General features: G+C 68.5%; 13 protein-coding genes. 9 read left to right on the forward strand and 4 right to left on the reverse strand.

What is annotated here, in order from left to right:
• Positions 1-217 precede the first annotated feature (217 nt).
• The 6 genes from ACLARN_RS19250 to ACLARN_RS19275 are packed head-to-tail and all read left to right on the forward strand — an operon-like array spanning position 218 to position 8,978.
• Complete coding sequence (locus ACLARN_RS19250; RefSeq protein WP_409492822.1) at positions 218-2,218, forward strand: molybdopterin oxidoreductase family protein; 2,001 nt, start codon at positions 218-220, stop codon at positions 2,216-2,218.
• Entirely contained in the window at positions 2,215-3,642 is a 1,428-nt protein-coding gene (locus tag ACLARN_RS19255; RefSeq protein WP_409492798.1) for an FAD-dependent oxidoreductase, read from the forward strand. Before ACLARN_RS19250 ends, ACLARN_RS19255 begins: the two co-directional genes overlap by 4 nt.
• Positions 3,643-3,671: 29 nt before the next feature.
• Positions 3,672-5,030 (forward strand): nitrate/nitrite transporter, encoded by a 1,359-nt coding sequence (locus ACLARN_RS19260; RefSeq protein WP_409492799.1) that lies wholly within the window; start codon positions 3,672-3,674, stop codon positions 5,028-5,030.
• Positions 5,030-7,534: a nitrite reductase large subunit NirB gene (nirB, locus tag ACLARN_RS19265; RefSeq protein WP_409492800.1), complete on the forward strand. Its 2,505-nt coding sequence runs from the start codon at positions 5,030-5,032 to the stop codon at positions 7,532-7,534. The genes ACLARN_RS19260 and nirB overlap by 1 nt, the downstream gene beginning before the upstream one ends.
• Entirely contained in the window at positions 7,531-7,878 is a 348-nt protein-coding gene (gene nirD, locus ACLARN_RS19270) for a nitrite reductase small subunit NirD (RefSeq protein WP_409492801.1), read from the forward strand. Before nirB ends, nirD begins: the two co-directional genes overlap by 4 nt.
• Positions 7,875-8,978 carry a uroporphyrinogen-III synthase gene (locus ACLARN_RS19275; protein ID WP_409492802.1) on the forward strand — a complete coding sequence of 368 codons (1,104 nt, stop codon included), beginning with the start codon at positions 7,875-7,877 and terminating at the stop codon, positions 8,976-8,978. Before nirD ends, ACLARN_RS19275 begins: the two co-directional genes overlap by 4 nt.
• A gap of 45 nt (positions 8,979-9,023) precedes the next feature.
• Here ACLARN_RS19275 and ACLARN_RS19280 read toward each other — a convergent pair whose 3' ends face one another.
• From ACLARN_RS19280 to ACLARN_RS19295, 4 genes are all read right to left on the reverse strand, one after another.
• Complete coding sequence (locus ACLARN_RS19280; protein ID WP_409492803.1) at positions 9,024-9,890, reverse strand: hypothetical protein; 867 nt, start codon at positions 9,888-9,890, stop codon at positions 9,024-9,026.
• Positions 9,891-9,922: 32 nt separating this feature from the next.
• The gene (locus tag ACLARN_RS19285) at positions 9,923-11,089 is read right to left on the reverse strand and encodes a hypothetical protein (protein WP_409492804.1); all 1,167 of its coding nucleotides are present in this window, start codon (positions 11,087-11,089) and stop codon (positions 9,923-9,925) included.
• Positions 11,090-11,285: 196 nt separating this feature from the next.
• Positions 11,286-12,404 carry a DNA glycosylase AlkZ-like family protein gene (locus ACLARN_RS19290; RefSeq protein ID WP_409492805.1) on the reverse strand — a complete coding sequence of 373 codons (1,119 nt, stop codon included), beginning with the start codon at positions 12,402-12,404 and terminating at the stop codon, positions 11,286-11,288.
• A gap of 9 nt (positions 12,405-12,413) precedes the next feature.
• The gene (locus ACLARN_RS19295) at positions 12,414-12,809 is read right to left on the reverse strand and encodes a DUF3224 domain-containing protein (RefSeq protein WP_409492806.1); all 396 of its coding nucleotides are present in this window, start codon (positions 12,807-12,809) and stop codon (positions 12,414-12,416) included.
• Positions 12,810-12,871: 62 nt separating this feature from the next.
• On the opposite strand from ACLARN_RS19295, the gene ACLARN_RS19300 reads away from it, so the two are divergent.
• The 3 genes from ACLARN_RS19300 (at position 12,872) to ACLARN_RS19310 (ending at position 15,979) form a co-directional block, all read left to right on the forward strand.
• Entirely contained in the window at positions 12,872-13,840 is a 969-nt protein-coding gene (locus ACLARN_RS19300) for a helix-turn-helix transcriptional regulator (RefSeq protein WP_409492807.1), read from the forward strand.
• Positions 13,833-14,642 (forward strand): uroporphyrinogen-III synthase, encoded by an 810-nt coding sequence (locus ACLARN_RS19305; RefSeq protein ID WP_409492808.1) that lies wholly within the window; start codon positions 13,833-13,835, stop codon positions 14,640-14,642. Before ACLARN_RS19300 ends, ACLARN_RS19305 begins: the two co-directional genes overlap by 8 nt.
• Positions 14,643-14,725: 83 nt before the next feature.
• Positions 14,726-15,979: a sensor histidine kinase gene (locus ACLARN_RS19310; protein ID WP_409492809.1), complete on the forward strand. Its 1,254-nt coding sequence runs from the start codon at positions 14,726-14,728 to the stop codon at positions 15,977-15,979.
• Positions 15,980-16,151 lie beyond the last annotated feature (172 nt).

Consider the following 16,151-nt stretch of genomic DNA (forward strand, 5'->3'; position numbering starts at 1 on the left):
CCGTCTATACACCTAGTTCATAGTCCTACGGGTCCTCACGGTGTGACGTCCATCGGCGGCGGGCAATGTCAAACGCCTGAAACATTCAGGAGTTTTCAGGTAACAAGGCCTGCCTACCTTCAAGCGCAATCGACGCCTGGAGGAGGTGCCCGTGCCGCTCGCCGCCCCCGCCCGAGCCGTGGCCACACACTGCCCGTACTGCGCCTTGCAGTGCGGGATGAGCCTCGACGGCGCCCGCGTCACCCCGCGCGACTTCCCGGTCAACGCCGGTGGCCTGTGTCAGAAGGGCTGGACGTCAGGAGAACTCCTCACCTCGCCTTCGCGCCTGACCACACCGTTGATCAGGGCCGACGGCGAACTCCGGCCCGCGACCTGGGAACAAGCGCTCGACCTCGTCGCGCGGCGGCTCACCGAGATCCGCGCGGCCAAGGGCGCCGACTCGGTCGCCGTCTTCGGCGGCGGCGGCCTGACCAATGAAAAGGCTTACCTGCTGGGGAAATTCGCCCGCGTCGCGCTGGGTACCTCGCAGATCGACTACAACGGCCGGTTCTGCATGTCGTCGGCGGCCGCGGCCGGGATCAAGGCGTTCGGCGCCGATCGCGGGATGCCGTTCCCGGTCACGGATCTCGCCGCCGCCGACGCCGTCCTGCTCGTCGGCGCGAACCCCGCCGAGACGATGCCGCCGTTCACGCAGCACCTGCGCGGCGCGGACCTGATCGTGGTCGACCCGCGCCGTACCCCGACCGCCGAACTGGCCGGACTGCACCTCGCGCCCGCACCGGGTACCGATGTCGCGCTCGCGCAAGGGATCCTGCACGCCGTCGTCGCCGACGGGCTGCTCGATCAGTCCTATGTGGACGCGCGTACGAACGGTTTCGAGGAACTGTGGCGTTCGGTCGCGGCCTGGTGGCCGGAGCGCGTCGAGCAGATCACCGGGGTCTCCGCCGCGGACCAGCGCCGTGTCGCCGCGAAACTGGCTTCCGCCCGTAATGCCTACATTCTCACCGCGCGGGGTACCGAACAGCACGCCAACGGCACGGCGATGGTGAACGCGTGGATCAACCTCGCACTCGCCCTCGGTCTGCCGGGGCGTCAGGGTTCCGGCTTCGGCTGCCTGACCGGGCAGGGCAACGGCCAGGGCGGTCGCGAACACGGCCAGAAGGCCGACCAGTTGCCGGGGTACCGCAAGATCGACGATCCCGCCGCCCGCGAGTACGTCGCCGAAGTCTGGGGTGTGCCACCGGAATCCCTGCCGGGGCCGGGCCGCTCGGCCGTCGAGCTGCTGGAAGCGCTCGGCACCGACGACGGACCGAGCGCGTTGATGGTGTTCGGCAGTAATCTCGTCGTTTCGGCGCCCCGGGCGGGAAGTGTCCAGGAGAAAGTGTCCTCTTTGGACTTCCTGGTCGTCTCGGACCTCGTGCTGTCGGAGACCGCGGCGATGGCCGACGTCGTCCTGCCGGTCACCCAATGGGCCGAAGAAGACGGCACGATGACCAACCTCGAAGGCCGGATCCTGTTGCGGCGCAAGGCTATCGACCCGCCGTCCGGCGCGAGGACGGATCTGTACGTGCTTTCGGAACTCGCCCGGCGGCTCGGGCAGCCCGACGGCCGGTTCTCCTCCGACGCCGAGACCGTCTTCACCGAACTCCGCCAGGCATCGAAGGGCGGCATCGCCGACTACTCCGGCATCACCTACGACCGGCTCCGTGACGGCGAGGCACTGTACTGGCCCGTTCCGGCGGAATCGCATCCCGGCACGCCGCGGATGTTCCTCGACTCCTTCGCCCACCCGGACGGTCGCGCGCGGTTCGTACCGGTGGATCACGTCGGCCCGGCCGAAGTACCCGACGCCGAATTTCCCTTGCAGGCCACCACGGGCCGGGTCCTGCAGCACTACCAGTCCGGGGCACAGACCCGGCTGGTCAAGGAGCTGAACGACGTCGTAGCGGAGGCCTTCGTGGAAGTACATCCGGACACCGCCGCCCGGGCGGGGCTGGCCGAGGGCGATCTCGCGGTCGTGCGATCCCGGCGCGGGGAGACCATCGCCCGCGTCCGCTGCGTGCCGTCGCTGCGCCCGGATCTGGTGTTCCTGCCGTTCCACTTTCCTGGCGAAGGAAGGGCGAACCTGCTGACCAACCCGGCACTCGACCCGACGAGCCGGATGCCCGAGTTCAAGGTGTGCGCGGTCGCGCTCGCCCCGGCCGGAGACGTCGCGTGAGCCCCCGGTCGGTGGTCATCGCCGGATACGGGATGGCGGGCGCACGGCTGGCCGACGACATCCACCGCCGCGATCCCGACGGCGAACGCGTCCGGCTCACCGTCGTCGGCGCGGAGACGCACGCCGCCTACAACCGCGTACTGCTGTCGTCGGTGGTCGCCGGGACCATGCGGCCCGAGGTTGTCCGGCTGCACGACGACGACTGGCCGACCCGCACCGGAGCCGACCTGCGGCGCGGGGTCGCCGCGACGTCGATCGACCGTGCGGCCCGGCGAGTACACCTCGATGACGGGTCCACTGTGGACTACGACGCGCTCGTGCTCGCCACCGGCGCCAACCCGTGGATGCCGCCGGTCGAGGGGCTCGAACCCGGTCCTGACGTCGTCGCGTTCCGCACCCTCGACGACTGCGCCCGCATCCTCGACGCCGCCAAACTGGGTGCCCCGGTCGCCGTACTCGGCGGCGGGCTGCTCGGCCTGGAAGCCGCGCGAGGCCTGGCGGGGCGCGGAAACCTCGTCACCGTCGTGCATCCGATGCCGCACATCATGGAACGTCAGTTGGACGCGGAATCCGCGCGGGTGCTGACCAGGAAACTCGAAGAACTCGGCGTCGGCTTCCGGCTCGGCGTCGGGGCCGCGCGTTATGTCAGCGGTGACGGGCTCAAACTGGACGACGGCACCCACGTGCCCGCCGATCTCATCGTCGTCTCGACCGGTGTCCGCGCCGAGACGAAGCTGGCCGTGGACGCCGGGCTGACCGTCGAGGGCGGCATCGTCGTCGACGATCTGCTGCGTACCAGCGACGGCCGGATCCACGCGATCGGCGACTGTGCCCGGCATCCCGGCGCGTTCGGCGGTCTCGTGCAACCCGCGTGGGAACAGGCCGCCGTCGTCGCGGATCTGGTCACCGGGACGAAATCCGCGTCGCGTTATCGCGGCACCCAGCCGGTGACCCGGTTGAAGGCCCGCGGCATCGACCTCACCGCGCTCGGCGAGACGATGACCGGCGCGGACGACCCGACCGCGGAAGTGCTCACCTTCAGCGATCCGGCGGGCTGTCGCTACGGCAAGCTCGTCGTCCGCGAGAACAAGGTGGCGGGGGCGATCCTGCTCGGCCTGCCCGACGCGGCCGCGACGATCACGCAACTCTACGACCGGGGCACTCCGGTGCCCGAAGACCGGCTCGCCGTCCTTTTGGGACGCGCGCTGCCCGCCGGGTCGCCGTCGGCGTCGAGCCCGGCCGATCTGCCCGCGTCGGCGGTCATCTGCCGCTGCAACGCGGTGACCAAGGGACGGCTCGTCGAGGCCTGGCGTGCCGGTGCCACCGACGTTCCCGCCCTCGCCGGGGCGACCCGCGCGACGACCGGCTGCGGCGGCTGCAAGGACGCCGTCGGCGGGGTCGCGAAATGGCTGGCCGCCCAGTGAACCCGAACGCATCCACCAAGGAGGACCTCATGGAAGCTCGTGGAAAGCGCTGGATCGAGCACTGGGATCCGGAGAACGAGCGGTTCTGGGAGGAGACCGGGAAGAAGGTCGCCCGGCGGAACCTCTGGTTCTCCATCCTGGCCGAGCACATCGGCTTCTCCGTCTGGACACTGTGGTCGGTCATGGTCCTGTTCATGGGGCCGCAGTATGGTTTCTCAGCCGCCGACAAGTTCCTCCTGGTCTCCACGCCGACGCTGATCGGCGCGCTCATGCGGCCGCTCTACACCTTCGCGGTCGCGAGGTTCGGCGGGCGGAACTGGACGATCGTCAGCGCGTTGTTGCTTTTGGCGCCCACGGTGCTGGCGGCGATCGCGATGCAACCGGGTACGTCGCTCGGCACGTTCTTGCTGATCGCCGCGCTCGGCGGGGTCGGCGGCGGGAACTTCGCGTCGTCGATGACCAACATCAACGCGTTCTATCCCGAGAAGCACAAGGGCTGGGCGCTCGGGCTCAACGCGGGCGGCGGGAACCTCGGTGTGGCGGCGATCCAGCTGATCGGCCTGCTGGTCATCGGCACCGTCGGCGCGACCGCGCCCCGGCTGGTGCTCGCGATCTACATCCCGCTGATCGTGCTCGCCGCGACCTGCGCGTACTTCTTCATGGACAACCTCGCCTCGATGAAGGGCGACACCAAGGCGATGCGCGAGGTCGTCAAGGATCCGCACACCTGGGTGATGTCGTTCCTCTACGTCGGCACGTTCGGTTCGTTCATCGGGTACAGCTTCGCCTTCGGCCTGGTGCTGCAGAACCAGTTCGGCCGGACCCCGTTGCAGGCGGCCGCGGTGACGTTCCTCGGCCCGCTGCTCGGTTCGTTCTCGCGTCCGACGGGCGGCTGGCTGGCCGACCGGATCGGCGGCGGCAAGGTCACCTTCGTGACGTTCGTCGGCATGGCCGCGGCGACCGTGGTGCTGATCCTGGCGTCGACGTCGAACTCGCTGGCGCTGTTCACCGTCGCGTTCATCGTGTTGTTCGTGCTCACCGGCATCGGCAACGGCTCGACGTACAAGATGATCCCGGCGATCTTCCGCGCCAAAGCGAAGGTCGCGATCAGCGAAGGTGCCGACGAGACCCTCGAAATGCTCAAGGCACGCAAGCTCTCCGGCGCGTTGATCGGGCTGGCGGGGGCGATCGGCGCGCTCGGCGGGCTGTTCATCAACCTGGCCTTCCGGCAGTCGTTCGCGGACACGAAGAGCGGGGTGCCGGCGTTCGTCGCCTTCCTCGTCTTCTACGGGCTGTGCTTCACCGTCACGTGGGCGGTGTACCTGCGCAAACAGCAGACGGAGGTGGCGAGCACCCGAGGCCTGGCGCTCGCCGGAGCGGAGGTCTGATGCGGAAACTCGTCGTCGCGGGGCACGGGATGGTCGCGCACCGGCTTGTGGAAGCGGTGCGCGCGGAGGACAAGGCGGGCGAGTGGCAGGTGGTGGTCCTCGCCGAAGAGGCCAGGCCCGCTTACGATCGCGTCGCTCTGACGTCCTATGTGGACACTTGGGATCCGGCTTCGTTGGCGCTTTCCGGCGCGGATTACGCGGATGACCCGCTGGTCGAGCTGCGGCTCGGCGACGCGGTGGTGTCGGTGGACCGGGAGCACAAGGTCGTCGTCACCGAGTCCGGGTACGAGCAGTCGTACGACGCGCTCGTCCTCGCGACCGGTTCGCGGCCGTTCGTCCCGCCGGTGCCAGGGCACGATCTTCCCGGCTGCTTCGTCTACCGGACGATCGAGGATCTCGACGCCATCCGGGAAGCCGCTCAGCGGCCTGGACGCGGGCGGCGTTCGGCGGTCGTCATCGGTGGTGGGCTCCTGGGGTTGGAAGCCGCGAAGGCCTTGCGGGACATGGGACTCTCGCCGCATGTGGTCGAGATGGCGCCGCGGCTGATGCCGCTGCAGGTCGACGAGGGCGGCGGCGGCCTGCTGCGTCGGCTGATCACCGAGCTCGACGTGACCGTCCACACGGGAACGTCGACCGACGCCATCGAGCCGGACGGCGAACGCTACCTCGCGCGGCTCGGCAACGGCACGGAACTCGACGTCGATCTGGTCGTGTTCTCCGCCGGGATCCGGCCGCGCGACGACCTCGCCCGGTCGTCCGGGCTGGAAGTCGGCGCACGGGGCGGCATCCTGGTCGACGACTCGTGCCGGACGTCCGACCCGGCGGTGTACGCGATCGGCGAATGTGCTGCCGTGGCCGGAAAGGTGTACGGCATCGTCGCGCCCGGGTACGCGATGGCGGAGATCGTCGCCGCACAGCTGACAGGCGGTGAGGGCACATTCCCCGAGCCCGACATGTCGACAAAACTCAAGCTCATGGGTGTCGACGTCGCCAGTTTCGGCGACGCGCACGCGGCGACCGAGGGCGCGCTCGAAGTCGCGTTCAACGACGCTGTCGCCGGGACCTACAAGAAGCTCGTGGTGTCCGACGACTCGAAGACGTTGCTGGGCGGCGTTCTCGTCGGTGACGCGAGCGAGTTCAACACGCTGCGCGCGATGGTCGGCAGGCCGTTGCCCGCCGAACCGGGCGCGATCCTCGCTCCGGCCGGTGGCGGCGCGGCGGTCGGTGTGGACGCGCTGCCCGATGCCGCGCAGATCTGTTCCTGCAACGCGGTCTCCAAGGGCGCGATCACGCACGCGATCACCGAAGACGGTTGCGATTCGGTCGCCAAGATCAAGGGCTGCACGCGGGCCGGGACGGCGTGCGGATCGTGCGTCCCGCTGCTGGGCAAGCTGCTGACGGCTTGCGGTGTCGAGCAGTCGAAGGCGCTGTGCGAGCACTTTTCGCAGTCGCGCGCGGAGTTGTTCCAGATCCTTCAGGCCACGCGGATCAGTACGTTCAGCGAGATGATCGACCGGTACGGAAGCGGAACCGGGTGCGCGATCTGCAAACCGGCGATCGCGTCGATCCTGGCCACGCTGGGCAACGGGCATATCCTCGCCGGTGAGCAGGCGACTCTGCAAGACACCAACGACAAGTTCCTGGCGAACCTCCAGCGCAACGGCACCTACTCGGTGGTCCCGCGGATCCCGGGCGGTGAGATCACGCCCGAGAAGCTGATGGTGATCGCGCAGGTGGCGATGGACTTCGGGCTGTACACCAAGATCACCGGTGGGCAGCGGGTCGATTTGTTCGGCGCTACCGTCGACCAGCTGCCACTGATCTGGCGGCGGCTCGTCGACGCCGGGTTCGAATCGGGGCACGCGTACGGGAAGTCGTTGCGTACGGTCAAGTCCTGTGTCGGTTCGACATGGTGCCGGTACGGCGTGCAGGACAGTGTCGGCCTCGCGATCGAGCTGGAACTGCGGTATCGAGGGCTTCGTTCGCCGCACAAGCTGAAGTCCGCTGTGTCGGGTTGCGCACGGGAATGCGCGGAGGCTCGCAGCAAGGACTTCGGCATCATCGCGACCGACAAAGGCTGGAACCTTTACGTCGGCGGGAACGGCGGCGCGACGCCGCGGCACGCGGACCTTCTGGTGTCCGAAGTGGACACCGAGACGCTGATCCGCACTATCGACCGGTTCCTGATGTTCTACGTCCGCACGGCCGACCGATTGCAGCGCACCGCGCCGTGGGTCGAGGAGATGGACGGCGGACTCGACCACCTGCGCGCGGTTATCGTCGACGACAAGCTCGGCATCTGCGAGGACCTCGACGCGGCGATGGCCAAGCATGTCGGCGACTACGCCGACGAATGGCGTGGAGTGCTGGAGGATCCGGAGAAGCTGGCGAAGTTCAGCTCGTTCGTCAACGCGCCGGGCACTCCGGATCCGACGATCTCGTTCCGTACCGAACGCGACCAGAAGGTGCCCGTGCTTTTGGGCATGCCGGAGGTGAAACAGTGACGACCTCGATCGAGCGCACCTGGACGGCCGTCTGCGCTGCGGGCGCTGTCCCGGAATGGTCCGGTGTCGCCGCCCTGCTCGACGACGGCGTGCAGGTGGCGATCTTCCGGCTGCCCGGCGACCGCTGGTACGCACTGTCCAATATGGACCCGATCAGCGGTGCGGCGGTGCTTTCGCGGGGGATCGTCGGCGACGCCGGCGGTGTCCCGGTGGTGGCTTCGCCGGTGTACAAGGAACGATTCGATTTGCGGACCGGAGGCTGCCTCGACGCCGAAGGTGTGTCGGTCGAGGCGTATCGGGTGCGGGTCACCGGAGGTGTGGTGGAGGTGGAGGATTCACCGTGACAGACGTCCCTCCCCTGGCGGGATTCGTCATCGGGATCACGGCGGCGCGGCGGGCTGACGAGCTCGGCGCGCTGTTCGTGCGCAAGGGTGCCACCGTGCGGTACGGCCCGGCCATCCGGATCGTGCCGCTCGCCGACGACACCGAACTGCGGTCGGCCACCATGCGCCTGCTGGAAGAGCGGGCCGACATCGTCGTCGCGACGACGGGGATCGGTTTCCGTGGCTGGACCGAGGCCGCCGAAGGCTGGGGGCTGGGGGAGGAACTGCTGGAGCGGCTGGGGGAGTCGTCGCTGCTGGCGCGGGGCCCGAAGGCCAAGGGCGCGATCCGCTCGGCCGGGCTCTCGGAGGACTACTCGCCAGTGTCGGAGAGCAACGCCGAGGTGCTGCGGCATCTGCTCGAATCCGGTGTGGACGGTCAGCGGATCGCGGTGCAGTTACACGGCGAGCCGCTTCCGTACTTTGTGGACAGTCTCCGCGCCGCGGGCGCCGAGGTGATCGAGGTGCCGGTGTACCGCTGGGTCGGTCCGGCCGATCCCGGGCCGCTGGACCGGCTGCTGGACGCCGTCCTGGACGGTTCCGTGGACGCCCTGCCGTTCACCAGCGCTCCCGCCGTCGCGTCGCTGCTGGCGAGGGCGAAGCGGACCGGACGGCTGCCGGGAATCGTGCGGGCACTGGAGAAGCGGGTCGTGGCGGCCTGCGTCGGGCCGATCACCGCGGGGCCGCTTGCCGCGCTCGGGATCCCGACGGTCCAGCCGTCACGGTCGCGGATCGGAGCGTTGGCGCGGACGGTGTCCGAAGCACTCGAAGCCCGCTCGCCCCGGCTGGACGCGGGCGGGAGGAGCATCGAACTGCGCGGCCAAGCGGCACTGGTGGACGGGCAGTGGTGCGACATCGCGCCAGCGCCGATGGCCCTGCTTCGGGCGCTGGCGGAGTCTCCGGGCCGCGTGTTCTCCCGGCGGGAGTTGATCTCCGCGTTGCCCGATGGCGGCGAGGAACACGCCGTCGAGACCGCCATCGGCCGCCTGCGGAACTCTCTGGGCGCCCCGAAACTCGTCCAGACGGTCGTCAAACGCGGCTACCGCCTGGCCGTCGACCCCTGACCCCGCGTTTCGTCCGTATGCCGAAAGTGACTTGAACGAGTTCTGCTACGGGATGGGGAGCACACGAATATACGCGGGTGCCACGGCACGAATGGTATTTTCAGGGACCGAACCGACCAGCGCCTCGATGGCAAGCCTGACTCCGGCAGTGTCCGCACCGCCGAACTGCTCGCGCAAATAGGCAAGGCCTGTGGCGGTCACGTCGCCCACTCTGGGGTCCGCGAGAAGTGCCTGGAAAGTGTCGCTGACCTCCCCGGCGCGGGTGCCCATTATGAGCCGATAGACGTCGCCGGCATCCTTGTTGGTCAATCGGTCCGGGCGGGCAGCGCTGTCGTTCAGCCGGTCGTGGATCTTGTGGGCTTTCGCGACCAGGAGTGCTGCGGCTCCCGCGACGTGTACTCGGATCCGGCGATCGTCGCTGGACTCCAGTGCGGTGATGATCATGGGCCTGCGGTCGACCACTGCGGGCTCCAGGCCGGGCACACGCCGGGCGGCCATTCTGTCGTGAGGCTGGATCTTGGCACTCCTGCTGCCGCCATCGGCAAGGGTTTGGCCGATGAGTAGGTCCAACTCGACCTTTGTGGTGGTGTCGCCCACGGTCTCAGTGCGGCCCCAGAGTCCTGGTTGGTGTTGCTGAAGTCGCTCAAAGCCGGCGTTCCGCAGCGCCTGTTCCAGCAAGGGCTCGTCGGCAAGCTGTTGAGGGTCAACGCCGAGGTCGCCGTCGGATGTGTAGGCAGCGGCGGCTAGTGGTACTTCCGCAGTTTGAAGATAGACCGCCTGGGCTCCGACGACGGTCAGCGCGTTGAGGTGCGGCTTGAGCGCGGTCAGTCCATCGAGGAGCACTTTCCGTGCGACGATGGTCAGTTCCTGAATGTCGACCCCGTCGGGGACCTTGGCCACAGTTGGATTCATCTTCCTGATGAGAACGGGATTGGCGAAACAACTCAGCGGCGAGGTGCCGATTCCAACTTCGCGAGCCAGGGTTGCCGCCAGAATTCCTCGGTGGCCCGCATTCGGTCGAGTACTGCCTCGGCCTCGGCCGGCATCCGCCCAGGGCCGGAGAGACTGTCCATCACTAGCTGGCTCAGCGCCACGTGCGGGATGTCGTCGACTTTGCGATGACGTTCGAAGATCACCGCATCACGTGCGCGCAATAGCAGGACTTCGGCCCCGTGGTCGGCAGGCAGCAGACCAAGGTAGTCGGCCATGAAATCGACGGAGCCGGCAGAGTTGTCGACGTAGAGCATCAGTTGGCCGCCGGTGGCTAGCGGGGCCACTGCGCGGGCGGCGTACGGACCGGTCACGATCACCTGTGGCTTTCCGTAGGGAGGGTGCGGAAAAGTGGCCAGTTTGCGCAGTACTGATTGAGTCCCGGCAGGCGCGATCATGCCGACGTAGTTGTTGTCGGTGAGCAGCCTGGTCGTCATGGCCCGAGCGTGGAGAAGACCGGCCCAGTCGACGTCGGTGATCGTGCGGTTTGCGCGCTCGATCAGGCGTTGGTCGTCGAGCGCGCCCAGCAGGCGCGAGACCCAGCCCAAGTCGACCTCGGTCGCGTTCGCGATGTCCGTGGCTTTGTACGGTGGCGTGAAGTCCGCGAGGAAACGGACGATCCTCCCTGCTTTCTCTCCTGCCAAGGTGACCCGTTTGGTGCCGGTGGCCGTTCCTCGATTCGCGCGGGGAGAGCGGGATGCGCCTTGTAGATGAAGGTGAATCGCAGGGTATGTGACCGATAGGAAGACGTTGCCGGTCAGATCGATGTAGCCGATTCGGCGGTCCCGCAGCTCCTGTTGGGCGCGTGCGCTGATCCATGGCGAGACCACCAGCATGGTCGGCGAGGCGTGGGTGTGCGCCAGGATGTTTCGGATGGCGCCGAGCTGCGTCTCGACCTCGCGCGGTGTGACTGATTGTCGTGCTGTGATCAGCAGTTCTGTGTAGGGACTGTTGTCTGGTGGAGCGATCGTCACGCGGCCGTCGAAAGCGCTGTCGCCCTCGTGTTCTTTATCTGGTGCGGGCGTCAACGGGGTCACCGACCAGCTATCGCCCAATAGCGCCCGCAGGGTGTGAACGGCCTGCTCAGCAAGGTTAGTCGGCGTGCTCTCGGCGGTGGACACGAGACGATCGTGTCACAGTTGCACACGGAGAGTCAACAAAACTTGCCCGATAGGGGCACTTGTCCCGACGGGGCAAGTCGACTTAGTAGACAAGTCTGCGCGCAAGTGGAGATTGTCTACAGCGCGCAAGTGGACTACAGGGACAAGTCAGCGCTGTGATTCGGGAGGTTGCGGCGAGCGCTGTGCGGGTGGTAGGTCACGAGAAGGTGACGCGGAAATCGGGGAACTCCCGTGCCGCGGCGACACGGGCGGCCTCCGCTTCGGCTTCCGTCCGCACGGCCGGACGCGGGGTGTCGAACGGGGTTACGGTGAAGTCGAGCCGCTTCTTCCCGCTCGCCTTGGCCCGCCAGACCCCGGCGATCTCGCCGTCGGCCAGCAGCGCGCCGGGGTTGCCGAGGATCTTCCAAACTTCCTTCTGCCGGGCCTTGTCCGGCACCAGTACGGCGCGGTCCCGCGCCTGGACGAACGGGTCCAGCGGCGGCAGCAGACGGACGATGTCTGGCTCCGGCGGGTTCTCCAGCAAGGACACCCGGTCCTTCGGCAGGAAGGCCTTCTTGCCGTCGACGCGGACCTCGACCAGGTCGTCCGGCCACATCGCGTCGACGCCGGTGCGGGTCGTCCCGACGTACGCGGCGGCGTCACCCGGGGCGGCCGGACCGTTGATCCGCAGGTAGCCCTCGACCACACGGGTGGCGGCCTCGACGTCCGGCGAGGTCTTCAGCGTGCCTCGTTCTTCCAGTGGTGCCAACGTCGCCGGTGTCGCGCCCGCTTCGAGGCGGACACCGGCGTGGATCGTCGCGACCCGCATCAGCTGCTCGTAGATGTGCACGACACCGCAGCCGCGGCAGGCGTACGAGAGGCCGTCGGGGATCAGTTTCGTGACCGCGCCGCTCACCGTTCCCTTGGTCTGCGTGCCGGTGACGACCTTGCGGATCGCCTTCGCCGCGGTGAACAGAGCGTCCAATGCGGACATTCCGGCGGCCTCGACCTGCTTGCGCTGCCAGAGGATCCGGGCCATCGCATCCTTCTCGTCGAGCGGGACGAGCGCCGCCCGGATCCCGTCCAGCTCCGCGCGGCGGTGGAAATGCGGTGCGCCGCGATGCGTCCACGCGAGCACGAAGCGCTCGTCGTCCCAGACCGCGGGCGTCACGTCGCCGTCGAGACGGGCGGCGAGGCCCAGCAGGGCGGTGTCGCGCGCGGAATCCTGCAAGCCGAGGTCGAACACGGGCACCTCGGCCGCGTCCGTCTCCTCGCGGTGCAGTCCGTGCGCCGCGATCCGGTACGCCAGCACCTGCTCGCGATCGACCTCGAGCACTTGTCCTCCCTAGATTTCGAATTCGAGTGTGTACGACATCGTCGGCTCACCGATCACACCCGTGGTGGTACCGAACCCGGTGATCCCGGCGAGTTCACCCGTTCCGGAGCCCTCGACCACCGTGAACGCCGACGAGATGCCCTTGGCGTCGAATCCGGTGTCGTGCTTGATCACGAAACTTCCCTTGCGGCCGTCCACACTGCCTTCGACGCGTTCGAGTCCCGGGGCGGTCGTGCCGCCGCCGTCGTAGCCCTCACCCGCGTAGTACAGCAGGTAGTCGACGACCGACTCACCCTCGATCAGCCCGCTGTAGGCGAGCGTGGCGTGGGCGTAGGCGACGCGCGGGCCGCCCTCAGTGCCGCTGACGATGCTTTCGTCCCAGTTCTTCATGGCGAAGGTGTTCATGGGACTCACCCTGACAGTCAAACCTGTCAGATCATGTCAGGTTTTTCGGGGATACTCGATTCATGCGCGCGAGCAGACTCCTGTCGGTCCTCCTCCTGTTGCAGAACCGCGGCCGGATGACGGCCGAGGAGCTGGCTGCCGAGCTGGAGGTGTCGGTCCGGACGGTCTACCGCGACGTCGAGGCGCTGTCCGCGGCGGGCGTGCCGGTGTACGCCGATCGCGGGCGCACGGGCGGCTACCAGCTGGTCGACGGCTATCGCACGCGGCTGACCGGGCTGACCGAGGAGGAGGCGCAATCGCTTTCGCTGGCCGGTCTGCCGGGCGCGGCCGCCGAACTCGGGCTGGGCACGGTCCTCGCCGCCGCGCAGCTCAAACTGCACGCGGCCATGCCCGCGGAGCTGCGCGCCGGGGCGAGCAAGGTCTCCGACCGGTTCTACCTGGACGTCCCCGGCTGGCATCGCGGGATCGAGAGCCTGCCGCGATTGTCCGAGCTGGCCGACGCGGTGTGGCACGCGCGGCGGATCAAGGTCCGGTACGAACGCTGGGGACAGAAGAAGGTCGACCGCGTCCTCGACCCGCTGGGCCTGATCCTCAAGGCGGGGAACTGGTATCTCGCGGCGCGGTGCGACGGGACCGACCGGACCTATCGCGTGTCCCGGATCGAGGAGCTCGAGGATCTCGGCGAGACCTTCGAACGGCCGTCCGACTTCGACCTCGCGCGATACTGGCAGGAGTGGTCGGAGCAGTTCGAGAAGCGGATGTACTCGCGCGTGGCGATGGTCCGGCTGAACGAGTTCGCCCGCATACTCCTACCGTTCTATCTCGGAGCCGTCGGAGCACGGGCGTTGCGGGAAGCGGACGCCGAACCGGATGAAAACGGCTGGCTGACGATGGAACTGCCCGTCGAGCTGGGAGAGTCGGCCGTCGGCGAACTGCTGCGGTTCGGCGGGAACCTCGAAGTGCTCGAACCGCCGGATCTGCGCGAGCGGCTGGCGGAGGAGATCAGGAAGATGGGCGCGCGTTATGGCTGACCTCAGCGGCATCACGATCGGGATCACCGCGGAGCGGCGGGCCGACGACTTCATCGCCGCGCTCGAACGACATGGCGCGACCGTGCTGCACGCGCCCACCATCCGCATCGTCCCGCTGCCCGACGACACCGAACTACGGGCGGCCACGGACGAGGTGCTGGCCGAACCGGTCGGGTTCACCGCGGTCACCACCGGTGCCGGGTTCCGCGGCTGGCTTTCGGCGGCCGAAGGCTGGGGGCTGCGCGAACCGCTGCTGGACCGGCTGGCGGCGTCACGGATCTTCGTACGCGGGCCGAAAGCGGCCGGCGCGGTGCGCGGTGAGGGGCTGCGTGAGGAATTCTCCGCACCGGAGGAGAGCAACGCCGAACTGTTCGAAGGTTTGCGTGATGCCGGGGTGCGCGGGGCACGCGTCGCCGTCCAGCTGCATGGCACCCTGCTGCCCGAACTCACCGGGCTGCTGCGGGATTCCGGCGCGGACGTCGTCCAGGCGCAGCCGTACCGCTGGCTTTCGCCGTCCGACGTCGGACCTGTGCACGATCTCGTCGAAAGTGTGGTCGCCGGGCGGGTGGGCGCGCTGGCGTTCACTTCCGCTCCGGCGGCGGCGAACCTGCTCACGCTGGCGGGGTCGCGTCGCGAGGAACTTCTTGCCGCGCTGCGAGGTCCGGTGCTGTGCGCGTGCGTCGGGCCGGTGACCGCGGCACCGCTGGAGGCCGCCGGTGTGCCGACCGTCCAGCCCGAACGGCAACGGCTCGGCGCGTTGGTGAAGCTTCTCGTCGCGGAACTGCGCATTCGGCCGTCTTGACGGGTGTGGTCCCCTTTGCCAGGCTCGACACCGGACGCACGGGAGGGCGGAGGATGTCCGAGTCGGTCACCTTCGTTCGGGCTATGTTGCGCAAGGGATCTTCGGTACTGAGCGCGAGCCCGGCCGACGAAGCACCCGATCCCGATTCCGTTCCCGACTGGCGCTATCGCGAAGACTCGGCGGACTCGCTGCTGATGCGCGCGATCCGCTACTCGGCGCTCGGCCCGATCTTCTACCGCGTGGCCGCGTTTCCCAAGGTGTACATCGGTTTCCTGGTCTCGAACGGGTCGGCCGGGATCGTCCCGGTGCTGAGCACGACGATCCTGGCGGTGTTGCTCAACGTCTTCGCCGTCTGGTGGGTGGTGCGGGGGCGTGGGATCCGGGCGAAGACGTCCGGGCGGCTGATGTACGCGGATCTCGCGGTGGGCATGGTGCTCACGACGGTCGTGGCCGCGACCGCGCCCGCCGAGATCCAGCCGTTCGCCATCGACGTCGCGTGGACGTGGCTGGTCGGGACGGTGGCGCTGTGGACGCTGTCGTTCGGGCTGCCTGCCGCTTTCCTGTTCCTGATCGCGGCTCTCCCGTTCCGGGCGTTCCTGACCTGGATCGGCGGGCTCCCGATCGACCACCCGCTCGCGGTGAGCCGGTCGGTGGGGTGCATGGTCGCGCTGGTCGTGGCGATGGTGACGACGGCGGGGATCCTGATCCTGCTCGGCGTCGGGACCAGATTCGCGCTGGGGATCGGGATGCGTCGCGGACAGCGGGCCGAACGCCTGCGGACTCAGCGGGTCATGCACGACTCCGTGCTGCAAACCTTGGAAGCGATGGGCATGGAGGCGCCCGACGACGATTCCGCCGCCGTGCGACGGCTCGCCGAGATGCGGGCCGCGGCGCGGGCACAGGCCGCCGAACTACGACGCGAACTGGCCGGCCCGGACGCGCCGTCGGCCCGCGGTCTCGCGGCGGACCTCGCCGAGGTCGCCACCGAAATGGCGCGAGACGGCCTCCGCACCCAACTCGTCGCCGCCGAGACCGAAGAGGACTACCGCCTCTCGCACGCGCGCCGGACCGCCATCCGCGACGCCGTCCGCGAAGCGCTCCGAAACACCGTGAAGCACGCCGGGACGAACCAGGTCGTGCTTCGCGTCGAAGAGCGCGAAGGCGGCATCGCGGTCATCGCGCGGGATCAGGGGACCGGTTTCAGCATGCTGGACCGGCCGCCGGGGTTCGGGATCAGCCAGTCGATCATGGCGCGGCTGGCGGAGGTCGGCGGGCGGGGGACGATCGATTCGCATCCGGGGCGGGGGACCCGGGTGACGCTTTGGGTGCCGCACTGAGGGCCTGCGGGAGACGCTCGCGACATGCCGCGAGGTGTGCGGCGCCCCCAATGGGGGCTTTTCATCCTGTTGGGGCTGGTCAGTGTGGTTGACAGCGGCGATTGTGGTTGTGGTGTAACAGGGTGGGGAGCTGTCAGTGTGGTGGCTGGAACGTGAGGGAGCCCTCGACAGT

This window comes from Amycolatopsis sp. cmx-11-12 (assembly GCF_046269425.1).
In the GTDB taxonomy this organism is placed as follows: Bacteria; Actinomycetota; Actinomycetes; order Mycobacteriales; family Pseudonocardiaceae; genus Amycolatopsis.

What these genes read in the sequence shown, in the direction of transcription:
- ACLARN_RS19250 (WP_409492822.1), top strand. Translation starts at nt 218, where the DNA reads ATGAGCCTCGACGGCGCCCGCGTCACCCCGCGCGACTTCCCGGTCAAC.
- ACLARN_RS19260 (WP_409492799.1), top strand. Translation starts at nt 3,672, where the DNA reads ATGGAAGCTCGTGGAAAGCGCTGGATCGAGCACTGGGATCCGGAGAAC.
- nirB (WP_409492800.1), top strand. Translation starts at nt 5,030, where the DNA reads ATGCGGAAACTCGTCGTCGCGGGGCACGGGATGGTCGCGCACCGGCTT.
- ACLARN_RS19280 (WP_409492803.1), bottom strand. Translation starts at nt 9,890, where the DNA reads ATGAATCCAACTGTGGCCAAGGTCCCCGACGGGGTCGACATTCAGGAA.
- ACLARN_RS19295 (WP_409492806.1), bottom strand. Translation starts at nt 12,809, where the DNA reads ATGAACACCTTCGCCATGAAGAACTGGGACGAAAGCATCGTCAGCGGC.
- ACLARN_RS19300 (WP_409492807.1), top strand. Translation starts at nt 12,872, where the DNA reads ATGCGCGCGAGCAGACTCCTGTCGGTCCTCCTCCTGTTGCAGAACCGC.
- ACLARN_RS19305 (WP_409492808.1), top strand. Translation starts at nt 13,833, where the DNA reads ATGGCTGACCTCAGCGGCATCACGATCGGGATCACCGCGGAGCGGCGG.
- ACLARN_RS19310 (WP_409492809.1), top strand. Translation starts at nt 14,726, where the DNA reads ATGTTGCGCAAGGGATCTTCGGTACTGAGCGCGAGCCCGGCCGACGAA.